Annotated in this window: 10 protein-coding genes; 5 read left to right on the top strand and 5 right to left on the bottom strand. The window is 64.1% G+C overall.

Annotated features, from left to right (window positions below; genetic code table 11):
• Positions 1-36: 36 nt before the first annotated feature.
• Entirely contained in the window at positions 37-636 is a 600-nt protein-coding gene (locus ACVWZT_RS15755; RefSeq protein ID WP_457470200.1) for an FMN-dependent NADH-azoreductase, read from the bottom strand.
• A gap of 109 nt (positions 637-745) precedes the next feature.
• Positions 746-1,060, bottom strand: coding sequence for a 3-phosphoglycerate kinase (locus ACVWZT_RS15750; protein ID WP_296232387.1), 315 nt, complete (start codon positions 1,058-1,060; stop codon positions 746-748).
• Positions 1,061-1,108: 48 nt separating this feature from the next.
• On the opposite strand from ACVWZT_RS15750, the gene ACVWZT_RS15745 reads away from it, so the two are divergent.
• The 4 genes from ACVWZT_RS15745 (at position 1,109) to ACVWZT_RS15730 (ending at position 5,304) form a co-directional block, all read left to right on the top strand.
• Positions 1,109-2,032, top strand: coding sequence for a LysR family transcriptional regulator (locus ACVWZT_RS15745; RefSeq protein ID WP_170031319.1), 924 nt, complete (start codon positions 1,109-1,111; stop codon positions 2,030-2,032).
• Positions 2,033-2,045: 13 nt separating this feature from the next.
• Positions 2,046-2,858 (top strand): alpha/beta fold hydrolase, encoded by an 813-nt coding sequence (locus ACVWZT_RS15740; RefSeq protein ID WP_296232384.1) that lies wholly within the window; start codon positions 2,046-2,048, stop codon positions 2,856-2,858.
• Positions 2,852-3,409, top strand: a complete 558-nt coding sequence (locus ACVWZT_RS15735; protein WP_457470198.1) for a peptidylprolyl isomerase — start codon at positions 2,852-2,854, stop codon at positions 3,407-3,409. Before ACVWZT_RS15740 ends, ACVWZT_RS15735 begins: the two co-directional genes overlap by 7 nt.
• Before the next feature lie 62 nt (positions 3,410-3,471).
• A complete protein-coding gene (locus ACVWZT_RS15730) occupies positions 3,472-5,304 on the top strand; it encodes an ABC transporter ATP-binding protein (protein WP_457470196.1) in 1,833 nt (610 codons plus the stop codon).
• Positions 5,305-5,318: 14 nt separating this feature from the next.
• Here the strand turns inward: ACVWZT_RS15730 and ACVWZT_RS15725 are convergent, their stop codons facing one another.
• The gene (locus ACVWZT_RS15725; RefSeq protein ID WP_296232472.1) at positions 5,319-6,446 is read right to left on the bottom strand and encodes a GNAT family N-acetyltransferase; all 1,128 of its coding nucleotides are present in this window, start codon (positions 6,444-6,446) and stop codon (positions 5,319-5,321) included.
• 262 nt (positions 6,447-6,708) lie between these two features.
• Between ACVWZT_RS15725 and ACVWZT_RS15720 the strand changes: the two genes are divergently transcribed.
• Positions 6,709-7,953: a putative porin gene (locus tag ACVWZT_RS15720; RefSeq protein ID WP_296232378.1), complete on the top strand. Its 1,245-nt coding sequence runs from the start codon at positions 6,709-6,711 to the stop codon at positions 7,951-7,953.
• 154 nt (positions 7,954-8,107) lie between these two features.
• Here ACVWZT_RS15720 and ACVWZT_RS15715 read toward each other — a convergent pair whose 3' ends face one another.
• Both ACVWZT_RS15715 and hrpA read right to left on the bottom strand, forming a co-directional pair.
• Complete coding sequence (locus ACVWZT_RS15715) at positions 8,108-9,229, bottom strand: beta-ketoacyl-ACP synthase III (protein WP_457470195.1); 1,122 nt, start codon at positions 9,227-9,229, stop codon at positions 8,108-8,110.
• A 188-nt stretch (positions 9,230-9,417) separates the two neighbouring features.
• Positions 9,418-13,323 carry an ATP-dependent RNA helicase HrpA gene (gene hrpA / locus ACVWZT_RS15710; RefSeq protein ID WP_457470193.1) on the bottom strand — a complete coding sequence of 1,302 codons (3,906 nt, stop codon included), beginning with the start codon at positions 13,321-13,323 and terminating at the stop codon, positions 9,418-9,420.
• Positions 13,324-13,838: the final 515 nt, after the last annotated feature.

Raw genomic sequence — 13,838 nt, 5'->3', positions numbered from 1 at the left:
CAAAACCAGGTGTCAGGGTTGGGAATTCGTTCCGCCTCAGGCGACCGCTGCCAGCCGGGCCTTGGCCTGGTTCACGCCTTTGTCGTGGAACTCGCCACTCATGTTCAGGCCTTCGGCGTGGATGAACTCGACATCGTGAATACCGATGAAGGCCATGACCTGACGCAGGTACGGTTCCTGGTGGTCGCTGCTGGCGCCGGCGTGGATACCGCCACGTGCCGTCAGGACAATGGCACGCTTGCCGGTCAGCAAGCCCTGAGGGCCGGTGGGGGTGTACTTGAAGGTGATGCCGGCACGCAGCACGTGGTCCAGCCAGGCCTTGAGCGTACTGGGGATGGCGAAGTTGTACATCGGCGCAGCCATCACCAGCACGTCGGCAGCGAGCAGTTCATCGGTGAGCTCGTTGGAGCGGGCCAGGGCCTCCAGCTCGGCGGCGCTGCGCTGCTCTTCGGGCTTCATCCAGCCACCCAGCAGGTTGGCGTCCAGGTGCGGCACCGGGTTCACCGCCAGGTCGCGCACGCTGATCTGGTCGGCCGGGTGGGCGGCCTGCCACTGCTGGATGAAATCACGGGTCAGCTGGCGGGAAACGGAATCCTGCTGGCGGGCGCTGCTTTCGATGATCAGTACGCTGGACATGAGGTGCCTCCATCGGCAAAAAGGGTTGCGATTCGATGGAGGTGAGATTAAGGCTTGACCTATCGATAAAAAAGCGTAAAAAATGGGTTCAATCAATCGATTTATCAGTTTATTCCGCGCTGCAGTCCAAGGCGATCCGCAGCTTGATGATCTGCCGGTTGAACTTCGCGGTGACATCGACGCTTTTACCGGCCGGTACGTTCACCCGCCGCACCCGCGGTGCCTCCGGGCCATTGCGGAAGGTGACCTTGCAGGCTGCCGGCACCTGCCCATAGTTGTTCAGGGTGATGGCGCCAATGTCGTAAGCCGTGTCGTAGGCGGTGTAGTCGAGCTTGACCCCGGTCAGTTCCTTTTCCACATCGATGGGATAAGCCATGGCCCCGAGGGGCAGGCACATCAGTATTGCCGCACAACATTTCTTCATGGGCCGCTCTCCTTGAAAGAGCGCAGCTTAGGACAACAGGAGCGAAAGATGAAAGCGCCGCGCGTAACCCTTGACCAGTGGCGAACCCTGCAGGCAGTGGTCGATCACGGCGGGTTTGCCCAGGCCGCCGAGGCGCTGCACCGTTCGCAGTCGTCGGTCAGCTACACCGTGGCGCGCATGCAGGAGCAGCTGGGCGTGCCGCTGCTGCGTATCGATGGCCGCAAGGCCGTGCTCACCGAGGCCGGCAATGTGCTGCTGCGCCGTTCGCGCCACCTGGTCAAGCAGGCCAGCCAGCTCGAAGACCTCGCCCACCACATGGAACAGGGCTGGGAGGCCGAGGTGCGCCTGGTGGTCGACGCCGCCTACCCCAGCGCCCGCCTGGTGCGCGCCCTGGCAGCGTTCATGCCGCAGAGCCGTGGCTGCCGGGTGCGCCTGCGGGAAGAAGTGCTGTCCGGGGTCGAGGAAGTGATGCATGAAGGCATCGCCGACCTGGCCATCAGTAGCTACAGCATCGGCGGCTATCTGGGTGCCGAACTGAGCGCGGTGGAGTTCGTCGCCGTCGCCCACCCGGAACACAGCCTGCACCGCCTGGGCCGCGAGCTCACCTTCCAGGACCTGGAAAGCCAGTTGCAGGTGGTGATCCGCGACTCCGGGCGCGCCCAGCCGCGCGACGTTGGCTGGCTGGGTGCCGAGCAGCGCTGGACGGTCGGCAGCCTGGGCACCGCCGCCACCTTCGTCAGCAGTGGCCTGGGCTTCGCCTGGCTGCCCCGGCACATGATCGAGCGCGAGCTGCGCGAAGGCGTGCTCAAGCCGTTGCCGCTGGACCAGGGTGGCAGCCGTCACCCACTGTTCTACCTTTACTCCAGCAAAGAGAAGACCCTGGGCCCGGCGACGCAGATCCTCATCGACCTGCTGCGCAATTTCGACACCGCGCCACTGGACGTGCCCTTCGCAGCCCCCGCACAAGCCTGAGAGGACCGCGCCCATGGCCTATTTCGAACACGAAGGATGCACACTGCATTACGAGGTGTATGGCCAGGGCGAACCGCTGGTGTTGTTGCATGGCCTGGGTTCCAGTTGCCAGGACTGGGAGATGCAGGTGCCGGCGCTCAGCCGCCACTACCGGGTCATCCTGATGGACATCCGCGGCCATGGCCGCTCCGACAAGCCCCGCGACGGCTACCAGATCGCCACCTTCAGTGCCGACCTGCTGGCCCTGCTCGAACACCTGGCTACCGGCCCGGTGCACTTCGTCGGCCTGTCCATGGGCGGCATGGTCGGCTTCCAGTTCGCCGTCGACCATCCACAATGGCTGCGCAGCCTGTGCATCGTCAACAGCGCCCCCGAGGTCAAGCGCCGCACCCGCAGTGACTGGATCTGGTGGTTGAAACGCTGGGGCCTGGCGCACCTGCTCAGTGTCGAAACCGTCGGCAAGGGCCTGGCCGAACGGCTGTTCCCCAAGCCCGAGCAGGCCGAACTGCGCCAGGAAATGGCCAAACGCTGGGCACGCAACGACAAACGCGCCTACCTCAAGAGTTTCGACGCCATCGTCGACTGGGGCGTGCAGGAACGCATCGGGCAAATTCACTGTCCTACCCTGGTGATCGCCGCCGACCACGATTACACGCCGATACAACTGAAACAGCGCTATGTCGCCCTGATGCCCCACGCCAGGCTGGTGGTCATCGACGATTCCCGGCACGCTACGCCCCTCGACCAACCCGAGGTCTTCAACCAGACCCTGCTGCAATTCCTTGCAGCCGCTTCCACCTCTCAAGGATCTTTGAGCCCATGCTGAAAAAACTTCTGCTCACCGCCTGCTCGGTCGCCTTCGCCTCCAGCGTCATGGCCTCCGACAAGACCCCGCACGTATTGCTGGACACCAGCTTCGGCCAGGTCGAAATCGAGCTGAATGCCGAGAAGGCGCCGCTCAGTACCAAGAACTTCCTCAGCTATGTCGACAGCGGCTTCTACAACAACACCATCTTCCACCGGGTGATCCCGGGCTTCATGGTCCAGGGCGGCGGCTTCACCGAGCAGATGGTGCAGAAACCCACCAAGGACCCGATCAGGAACGAAGCCAGCAACGGCCTGCAGAACACCCGCGGTACCTTGTCGATGGCGCGTACCTCGGACCCGAACTCGGCCACCAGCCAGTTCTTCATCAACGTTGCCGACAACGACTTCCTCAACCCGGGCCGTGACGCCGGCTATGCCGTGTTCGGCAAGGTGACCAAGGGCATGGAAGTGGTCGACCAGATCGTCAATTCGCCGACCACCATCAAGAAAGGCATGCGCGATGTGCCGGCCGACCCGGTGTTCATCAAGTCGGCCAAACGCATCGACTGACCGCAGGCTTCACAGGGACGTGAAACCGCCAGGGGTCGGATGGAACAGGAGTGTCGTCACCCATGCTGTACCGCCGTTTCGAACAACTGATCGATATCTTTCGCGAAGCACCCAGCGAAGCGCCACCCAGCCGGGTGTGGCCGTTCTACCTGTATTACCTGCGCCAGGTCTGGCCGAGCTTCCTGGCCCTGCTGGTGGTCGGCCTGTTCGCCTCGCTGATCGAGGTGGCGATGTTCAGCTACCTCAGCCGCATCATCGACCTGGCCCAGGGCACGCCCAATGCCAACTTCTTCAGTGAGCACAGTGGCGAGCTGATCTGGATGCTGGTGGTCATCCTGCTGCTGCGGCCGTTGTTCTTCGGCCTGCACGACCTGCTGGTGCACCAGACCATAACCCCGGGCATGACCAGCCTGATCCGCTGGCAGAACCACACCTACGTGCTCAAGCAGAGCCTGAACTTCTTCCAGAGCGACTTCGCCGGGCGTATCGCCCAGCGCATCATGCAGACCGGCAACTCGCTGCGTGACTCCGCCGTGCAGGCAGTGGATGCGCTGTGGCATGTGCTGATCTACGCCATCACCTCGCTGGTGCTGTTCGCCGAGGCCGACTGGCGCCTGATGCTGCCATTGCTGCTATGGATCGTCGGCTATATCGCCGCGCTGTTCTACTTCGTGCCCAGGGTGAAGGAACGCTCGGTCATTTCCTCCGACGCGCGCTCCAAGCTGATGGGCCGTATCGTCGATGGCTACACCAACATCGCTACCCTCAAGCTGTTCGCCCACACCGACTACGAACAGCAATACGCCCGCGAGGCGATCAGCGAACAGACCGAGAAAACCCAACTGGCGGCGCGCGTGGTCACCAGCATGGACGTGGTCATCACCACCCTCAACGGCCTGCTGGTGGTCACCACCACAGGCCTGGCCCTGTGGTTGTGGAGCCAGTCGCTGATCACGGTCGGCGCCATCGCCCTGGCCACCGGCCTGGTGATCCGCATCGTCAACATGTCGGGCTGGATCATGTGGGTGGTCAACGGCATCTTCGAGAACATCGGCATGGTCCAGGACGGCCTGCAGACCATCGCCCAGCCGGTCACCGTCACCGACCCACCCAACGCACCGGCGCTGAAGGTCAGCCGCGGCGCGGTACGCTTCGATGACGTGGATTTCCACTATGGCCAGGCGGCCAACGTGATCGAAGGGCTGAACCTGGACATTCGCCCGGGCGAGAAGATCGGCCTGATCGGCCCGTCCGGGGCCGGCAAGTCGACCCTGGTCAACCTGCTGCTGCGGCTGTACGACGTGCAGGGCGGGCGCATCCTCATCGACGGCCAGGACATCGCCCAAGTCAGCCAGGCCAGCCTGCGCGCGCAGATTGGCATGATCACCCAGGACACCTCGCTGCTGCACCGTTCGATTCGCGACAACCTGCTGTACGGCCGCCCGGGTGCCAGCGAGGCCGAGCTGCTCGAAGCGGTGCGCCGGGCGCGGGCTGACGAGTTCATCCCGCAGCTGTCGGATGCACTGGGCCGCACCGGCTTCGATGCCCACGTGGGCGAGCGCGGGGTCAAGCTGTCGGGCGGGCAGCGCCAGCGCATCGCCATTGCCCGGGTGCTGTTGAAGAATGCACCGATCCTGATCATGGACGAAGCGACCTCGGCGCTGGACTCGGAAGTCGAGGCCGCCATCCAGGAAAGCCTAGAGACCCTGATGCAGGGCAAGACGGTGATCGCCATTGCCCACCGGCTGTCGACCATCGCGCGCATGGACCGGCTGGTGGTGCTGGACAAGGGGCGGATTGTCGAGAGTGGCAGCCACAGTGAACTGCTTGAGCAGCAAGGGCTGTATGCCCGCTTGTGGCATCACCAGACCGGGGGCTTTGTCGGGGTCGACTGACTCCTGTGATGGCCCTATCGCTGGCGATAGGGCAACATGCCGCGCGCCTCCTCGGCATATGCCCGGACACCTTCCCGCTCCTGCTGCAGAAAATCTTCCACCGCACGGCGCAACCCCGGGTGCAGCAGGTAGTGCCACGACCGCGTCACCACCGGCTCGAACCCGCGTATCAGCTTGTGCTCGCCCTGGGCCCCGGCATCGAAACGCTGCAGGCCCTCGGCAATGGCAAAGTCCATGCCCTGGTAGAAACAGGTCTCGAAATGCAGCCGGTCGAACTCCTCCAGGCAGCCCCAGTAACGCCCGAACAGGCTGTCGCCGCCTACCAGGCTCAAGGCCATCGCCACGTCCCTCCCGGCTTGCCGTGCCATCACCACGCGCAGTGCCTCGGGCATGCGCTCGGCCAGCAAGCTGAAGAATTCACGCGTCAGGTAAGGCGCCCGACGGCGCACCGCGTAGGTATTCGCGTAGCAGCGGTAGACGAAGTCCCACTGCGCCTGGTCCAGCTCCGCGCCGTGGTACCAGCGAAAATCGATGCCCTGCCCGGCTACCTGCTCACGCTCCTTGCGCATCTGCTTGCGCTTGCGTGAGCTGAGGCTGTCGAGGAAGTCCTGGAAGTCGCGGTAGCCATGATTGCGCCAGTGGAACTGGCAACCCAGCCGCTCCATCCAGCCCGGCACACTGGCCATCTGCGCATCCAGCTGCGGGTCGGTGAAGTTGATGTGTGCCCCGGACAACCCGCCCTTGCCCAGGTACTCCGGCAACGCCTGCAGCACCAGCAAGGCGTCGGCAGGATCGGCGGCCAGCAGGCGCGGGCCGCTGACCGGGCTGAACGGCACGGCACCGAGCAGCTTGGGGTAATAAGCGATGCCGGCCCGCTCACAGGCATCGGCCCAACCATGGTCGAACACATACTCGCCAAACGAATGCCACTTGCGGTACGCCGGCAACAGCGCCCGCACCTGCCCGCCACGCTCCAGCACCAGGTGCTCGGCGGCCCAGCCGGTGTTGCGCGCGACGCTGCCGCTGTCCTCCATGGCACTGAGAAACGCATGGCGCAGGAACGGTTGGCCGGGTGGCACCAAGGCATCCCAGGTAGCCGCCGGCAGGTCACGCAGATGAGCAAGGCTGTACAGGCTGGTCACGGTTTCGACTCGCTGTTTCAAGGTACCCAGTATCCCCAAGGAAGGCCCGCCACTCAATTCGCCAACGCGGCGGCGATCCTTTTATTCTCAATTACTTAACCGCAGTGCCACTAATTCGACATTAATCTGTCATTCGCCCCCGCAATACTTGCGCCTGTTTTCCGGAACCCCAGAACCTGTCTATTCAGGCCCTTTCCGAAGACATGCCAATACAGGGGTGGGCGCCTGAGCCTCCCCCATCTTATTCAACAGGGAGAACCTTATGCGTCTTGTTTCTACACTTACCGGAGTGAGCCTCACCGGCATGATGCTGGCTCTGAGTACTCCGGCCAGTGCAGCTGTCGACGCCAAGCTGCTCGAAATGCTCCGCGCCAACGGCTCGATCAACCAGGCGCAGTACAACGAACTGCAGGCAGACCTGGCTCAGGAAACCAAGGAAAAGGCCGCTCAGAAAGCTCAGTCCGACCGGATGAGCTCCTTTGAACAGAAAGTGGCATGGGCTGCCAAGACCCAGGTCAAGGGTGACATTCGCCTGCGTTACGAAGACGTCAACGTCGACAACCCCAACAGCAGCAGCGGCAACCAGGACCGCCAGCGCGTGCGTGCCCGTGTCGGCTTCTACAGCGAAATCAACCCACAGGTGGACGCGGGCATCCGTATCGCCACCGGCAGCAGCGCCGACCGCCGCTCGACCAACCAGAGCTTCGACAACTACTTCGACAAGAAGTCGCTGTGGGTCGACCAGGCCTACCTCGACTGGCACCCGACCGCCGTACCCAACCTGCACCTGATTGGCGGCAAGATGGCACAGCCATGGGTGAGCATGGGTGACATCATCTGGGATAGCGACATCAACCCGGAAGGCGTGGCAGCTACCTACAAGACCGACCTGGGCGGGGCCGAAGTGTTCGCCAGCGCCGGCCAGTACACGCTCAAGGACAACGTCGATGGCGACGGTGTGCAGTACAAGCATGACGCACAGGTCTATCACGGCCAGTTGGGCGCCAAATTCGCCCCGGCAGACGCGCTCAAGCTGACCGTTGGTGCCAGCATCTACGGCTACGACAACGACAAGGAAGCGACCATCCTGCAGTCGTTCGGCAACACCACCAACGAGTTCAACCTGGTGGAAGGCTTCGGCCAGCTGGACTTCACCGGCTTTGCCATCCCGCTGTCCGCTTACGGCCAATATGTGAAGAACACCGAAAGCACCGATGGCGAAGACCAGGCCTGGTTGGCGGGCCTGAAAACCAAGGTCGGCGCCTGGAGCCTGGACTACAACTACCGCGACGTGCAGCGTAACGCGGTGGTCAGCCTGTTCACCGACTCGGACTTTGGCAACGGTTTTACTGGTTCGCGCGGGCACAAGTTCAAGGTCGGGTATGAAATCGACAAGAACTTCTCGCTGGGCGCTGCCTACCTGATGGCCAAGACCGACCTGTCGCAATTGCCCAACAGCGATGCCGATGTCGATACCCTGCAGGTCGACCTGGAAGCCAAGTTCTAAGCGATACCGGTTGCGCTTCACCTGAAGCGGTTTCTTCTGAAGCGGGAAATGCCGACCCCATCCGGCGTTTCCCGCTTTTTTTCACCTGGCAGCAATGCACCCGGCCCCATCGCCGGCAAGCCAGCGAAAGGGCCGGTACCAGCGGTACGATCAATCAGCGCTTGCGCAGGATCACGCTACCGATCGAATACCCCGCACCAAACGAGCTCAACACCCCCAGCGCCCCCTTGGCCAGGTCGTCCTGGTACAGGTGGAAGGCAATTACCGAGCCCGCCGAGCTGGTGTTGGCATAACGGTCGAGAATCACCGGCGCATCTTCCTCTGCCACTTCACGCCCCAGCAGTTTCTTGACAATCAGCTGGTTCATGCTGAGGTTGGCCTGGTGCAGCCAGAAGCGTTTCACATCGCTCGGCTGCAGCCCGTTCTCCTGCAGGTGCTCACCGATCAGTTCGGCCACCTTCGGGCACACTTCGCGGAACACCTTGCGCCCTTCCTGGATGAACAGCTTGTCCGCTGCACCTTCGCCCTCTTCCGCCGCGCGGTTGAGGAAGCCGAAGTTGTTGCGGATGTTGTTGGAGAATTCGGTCCACAGCTTGCTGCTGACAATCTCGAACTGGTGCGCCGAGGTCGCCTTGTCGGCACGCTCGAGCAGCACCGCGGTGGCGGCATCGCCAAAAATGAAGTGGCTGTCGCGGTCACGGAAGTTCAGGTGCCCGGTGCACACCTCCGGGTTGACCATCAGCACCGCACGGGCCTGGCCCAAGGCCACGCTGTTGGCAGCGGTCTGGATGCCGAAGGTGGCCGACGAGCAGGCCACGTTCATGTCGAAGGCAAAACCCTGGATGCCCAATGCCTGTTGCACTTCGATGGCGATGGCCGGGTACGGACGCTGCAGGTTGGAACAGGCGACGATCACCCCGTCGACATCGGCGGCACTGCGGCCGGCGCGCTGCAGGGCCTGGCGCGCCGCGGCCACGGCCATTTCGCAGAGTACCGACGGCTCGTCGTTGGAGCGCTCCGGCAGGCGTGGCTTCATGCGCTGCGGGTCGAGGATGCCGGCCTTGTCCATGACGAAGCGGCTCTTGATGCCCGAAGCCTTTTCGATGAAGGCTGCGTCGGACAACGGTGCCGCTTCGATCTCACCGCGCTCGATGGCTGCGGCGTTGTCCTGGTTGAACTGCTGCGCCCAGGTGTTGAAGGAGGCTACCAGTTCTTCGTTGGAGATGCTCTGGGCCGGGGTGTACAGGCCGGTGCCGCTGATCACGACGTTATGCACGGTCGTTCCTCTGGTAAAAGGCCAGCGCCACGCGGCGCTGGCTGGGAATATGGCAAGTTAATGGCACTTTAGTGCCAACTCAAAGACAAAGCTGCTCCCTCGTGCGCAGCGCCGGTGGGAGCGGGCTTGCCCGCAAAGGGTCGCAAGGCGACCCCAAATTGCCCTAATAGTGCCACAACCAGGGAAGTTTAGCCCTCCACCTGGCTCCATTGCTTGCTCAAGCGTTTGTCGGAAATCGGCACCTTGGTGCCCAACTGCTGGGCGAACAGCGAGACCCGATATTCTTCCAGCCACCAGCGGTAGACGGTCAGTTGCTCGTCGCGCTTGCCCTCCTGGGCATGCTTGTCGGCACGGGCCTTGTACTGCGCCCACAGGTTGCCCAGCTCGGCGCTCCACACCCGGTCCTTCTGCACCTGCCCGCCCAGCTTCTCCAGGCGCAGCTCCACCGCCTTCAGGTAGCGCGGCAGTTCCTTGAACCAGGCCGCGGGGGTTTCGCGCACGAAGCCCGGGTACACCAGGTTGCCCAGCTGTTGCTTGATGTCGTTCAACGCCACCGCCTGGCTCAGGTCGATCTTGCCCTTGAAGCGCTTCTGCAAGCCATGCCACAGCTTCAGCACTTCCAGGGTCTGGCGGGCCAGGCGCTCGGCATGTTCGGCCCAGCTGCCGCGCTTGCGTTCCGCCAGCCCGGCCAATGCAGCACCGTCGCGCGGCAGCGGCTGTTCGCCGTCGAGAATGCAGCTGTCCAGGCTGGCCAGAAGAATATCCTCGACCAATGCCTCGACGCGGCCCAGCTCGCGGTACAGCAGGCCCAGTTCGGTCAGCCCCGGCAGCTTGCCACGCAGGAACTTGGCCGGTTCGGCCAACTGCTGCAGCAACAGGCGTTGCAAGGCGCGGCGGTGCTGAAACTCGGCTTCGGCCGGGGTCGAGAAACGCCCTTCGCGCACGCTGCCGTTATCTTCCACCAACGCCGGGTACACGGTCATCGACAGGCCAGCGATGTTCTGCTGGGCAGTCTGTTTCACTTCGCTGAAGGCCTTGGCCTGCACCGGCTGTTCGCTGCCGGCGTCGCGCGGCACGGCCAGCGCAGCCTGGCTGGCAGCGGCAAAGCGCGCGGTCAGCTCGGCCAGGTCGCGGCCTTCACCGAGGAACTTGCCCTGCCCATCGACCACTTCGATGTTCATGCGCAGGTGGCCTTCGACCAGGTTGACCGACTCGTCCCAGGCCTCGTCGGGCACCCGCACACCGGTCATGCGCAGCAGCTCCTGGCCGAGGGCCTGCGGCAGCGCTCCCTGGCCGAAGGTCATGCGCGCCAACGAGGCCTTGACGAAGTCCGGCACCGGCACGAAGTTCTTGCGCAAGGCCTTGGGCAGGTTGCGTACCAACGCCACGCACTTGGCTTCCAGCAGGCCCGGCACCAGCCATTCCAGGCGCTCGCCCGGCAGGCTCGGCAGCAGTGGTGCAGGCACCCGCACGGTCACACCATCACGAGGATGGCCGGGCTCGAAGTGGTAGCTCAGCGGCAGGCGCAGGTCACCCAGCTGCAGGCTGTCGGGGTACTGCGCGGCGGTAACTTCGCTGGCTTCGCGGGCCAGCACGTCTTCCTCGCGCATGATCAGCAGGTTGGCGTCCTTTTGACTCCCCATGCGGTACCAGCTGTCGAACGTCGCGGTCTGGTGGATTTCCGCCGGCAGGCGCGCTTCGTAGAAGGCGTACAAGGTTTCTTCGTCGGCGAGGATGTCGCGGCGGCGCGCCTTGGCCTCCAGTTCGTCGAGCTGCTCGAGCAGGCGCTTGTTGGCCGCCAGGCACTTGGCCCGCGACTGGATCTGGCCGCCGACCAGACCTTCACGGATGAACAGCTCGCGCGAGGTGACCGGGTCGATCGGGCCGAAATGCACCGGGCGGCGGCCGACCAGGATCAGGCCGTACAGGGTGATCTGCTCATAGGCCACCACCTGCCCGCGCTTCTTCTCCCAGTGCGGTTCGAAGTGGTTCTTCTTGACCAGGTGACCGGCCAGCGGCTCGATCCAGTCCGGCTCGATCTTGGCCACCATGCGCGCATACAGCTTGGTGGTCTCGACCAGTTCGGCAGCCATCACCCACTGCGGGCGCTTGCGCCCCAGGCCCGAGGACGGGTGCACCCAGAAGCGCCGCTGGCGGGCCCCCTGGTAGTCGCCCTCTTCGGTCTTCTGGCCGATCTGGCTGAGCAGCCCGCTGAGAATGGCCTTGTGCATTTTCGGGTAGTCGGACGGTTCCTTGTTCACCGTCAACTGCAGGTCGCGGCAGATCAGCGCCAGCTGGCGATGGGCATCGCGCCATTCGCGCAGGCGCAGGTAATTGAGGAAGTTCTTGCGGCACCAGTTGCGCAGCGGGTTGGCGGTCAGCGCCTGGCGCTGCTCTTCGAAGCCACGCCAGAGGTTGACCAGCGCAGCGAAATCGGAATCCACGTCCTTCCATTGCGCGTGCGCCTGGTCGGCGGCCTGCTGGCGCTCCGGTGGGCGTTCACGTGGGTCCTGCACCGACAGCGCACTGGTCACGATCAGCACTTCCTGCAGGCTGCCCAGGCGGGCGCCTTCGAGCAGCATGCGGCCCAGCCGCGGGTCGATCGGCAGACGCGCCAACTGGCGGCCGATCGGGGTCAGCTGGTTCTCGCGGTTGACCGCCGACAGCTCCTGCAGCAGGTTGAAACCGTCGCTGATGGCCTTGCCATCCGGCGGTTCGATGAACGGGAAGGCATCGATCGCGCCCAGGCGCAGGTGCAGCATCTGCAGGATCACCGCCGCCAGGTTGGTGCGCAGGATTTCCGGGTCGGTGAAAGCCGGACGGCTGTTGAAGTCCTCTTCGCTGTACAGGCGTACGCAGATACCCGGCTCGACCCGGCCACAGCGGCCTTTGCGCTGGTTGGCACTGGCCTGCGACACGGCCTCGATCGGCAGGCGCTGGACCTTGGCGCGGTAGCTGTAGCGGCTGATGCGGGCGGTGCCGGTGTCGATCACGTATCGGATACCCGGCACGGTCAGCGAGGTTTCCGCGACGTTGGTGGCCAGCACCACGCGGCGCCCGCTGTGCGGCTGGAAGATGCGCTGCTGCTCGGCCGGCGACAGGCGCGCGTACAACGGCAGGATTTCGGTGTGGCGCAACTGCGCCTTGCGCAGGATCTCGGCAGCATCGCGGATCTCCCGCTCGCCCGGCAGGAAGACCAGCACGTCGCCCGGCCCCTTGCCGACGCTGCGCTCGTGCTGCGCCAGCTCGTCCAGGGTGGCGAGGATGGCCTGGTCGACGGTAAGGTCGTCCTCGATCTGGTTGCCTTCTTCGTCCTGCTCGCTGGTCAGCGGGCGGTACCAGGTTTCCACCGGGAAAGTGCGCCCGGACACCTCGATGATCGGCGCACCGTCGAAGTGCCTGGAGAAGCGCTCGAGGTCGATGGTCGCCGAGGTGATGATCAGCTTAAGGTCAGGGCGGCGGTGCAGCAGGGTCTTCAGGTAGCCGAGCAGGAAGTCGATGTTCAGGCTGCGTTCGTGGGCTTCGTCGACGATGATCGTGTCGTAGCGTTCGAGAAAGCGGTCGTGCTGGGTTTCGGCCAGCAGGATGCCGTCGGTCATCAGCTTGACCAGGGTGTTGGCATCGCTCTGGTCCTCGAAGCGCACCTGGTAGCCGACCAGCCCGCCCAGCGGTGTGCCCAGTTCCTCGGCGACCCGCGCGGCCACACTGCGCGCGGCGATCCGGCGTGGCTGGGTGTGGGCGATCATGCCATGGCTGCCACGGCCCAGCTCCAGGCAGATCTTCGGCAACTGGGTGGTCTTGCCGGAGCCGGTTTCGCCGGCAATCACCAGCACTTGGTGTTCGGCCAGGGCCTTCTTGATTTCGTCACGCTTGGCGGCGATCGGCAGGCTGTCGTCGTAGCGCACGGTGGGCACGCTCTGCTGGCGCGCGGTGACCTGGGCGCAGGAGGCCTGAACCTTTTCCACCCACTGCGCCAGCTTCGCCTCATCGGGGCGTTTGCGCAGTTCGTGCAATTGCCGGCGCAGGCGATGGCGGTCGGCAATCATGGCGTGGTCGAGGTTTTGCAGCAGTTTGTCGATGGCGTGGTCAGTCATGGGGCTTTTTAGTGATGCAGGTGAGCCTGCTTTTGCATGATCGGCATTCGAAGGTTGCGCGATTGTCGCAGATTTGCCGGTTGTCTGCTGCCTGCCGGCCTCTTCGCGGGTGAACCCGCGCCCACAGGGACCGCACAACCCCCAGCCTTGATGCAATCCTGTGGGCGCAGGTTTACCCGCGAAGAGGCCAGGTGCAATGGCACAAATGTTTAGCCGGATGCGATGTAAAGGTTGCCATTCACTGCTTTAATCAACCTTACCGCGCATGTGAGTATCCAAGGCATGACTCCCGTCCAGCCCATCGCCCCACCCTCGCCCCGCCCTTCGCTGCCGAAGGCCCGGCGCCGTGCCGGTGAGAATCCGCTGGTCCACATCATCCTCGCCTTCTGGGCCCTGTGGCACTGCCGTCACGCCCGCCCACCGGATTGCTCGCGCACGCTTTCATGACCGAGCCCGGACCCCGTCCGGCCGTTTGACTCAACCGGGCCGCTTGCCCAAGCGCAGGCCCGGTGCGC

This window comes from Pseudomonas sp. TE21394, from assembly GCF_054057835.1.
This window is presented reverse-complemented; position numbering and strand designations above follow the sequence as displayed.

Excerpts from the sequence above, each read along its gene's own strand:
- ACVWZT_RS15755 (WP_457470200.1), bottom strand. The coding sequence starts at position 636 with ATGTCCAGCGTACTGATCATCGAAAGCAGCGCCCGCCAGCAGGATTCC.
- ACVWZT_RS15750 (WP_296232387.1), bottom strand. The coding sequence starts at position 1,060 with ATGAAGAAATGTTGTGCGGCAATACTGATGTGCCTGCCCCTCGGGGCC.
- ACVWZT_RS15745 (WP_170031319.1), top strand. The coding sequence starts at position 1,109 with ATGAAAGCGCCGCGCGTAACCCTTGACCAGTGGCGAACCCTGCAGGCA.
- ACVWZT_RS15740 (WP_296232384.1), top strand. The coding sequence starts at position 2,046 with ATGGCCTATTTCGAACACGAAGGATGCACACTGCATTACGAGGTGTAT.
- ACVWZT_RS15735 (WP_457470198.1), top strand. The coding sequence starts at position 2,852 with ATGCTGAAAAAACTTCTGCTCACCGCCTGCTCGGTCGCCTTCGCCTCC.
- ACVWZT_RS15730 (WP_457470196.1), top strand. The coding sequence starts at position 3,472 with ATGCTGTACCGCCGTTTCGAACAACTGATCGATATCTTTCGCGAAGCA.
- ACVWZT_RS15720 (WP_296232378.1), top strand. The coding sequence starts at position 6,709 with ATGCGTCTTGTTTCTACACTTACCGGAGTGAGCCTCACCGGCATGATG.
- hrpA (WP_457470193.1), bottom strand. The coding sequence starts at position 13,323 with ATGACTGACCACGCCATCGACAAACTGCTGCAAAACCTCGACCACGCC.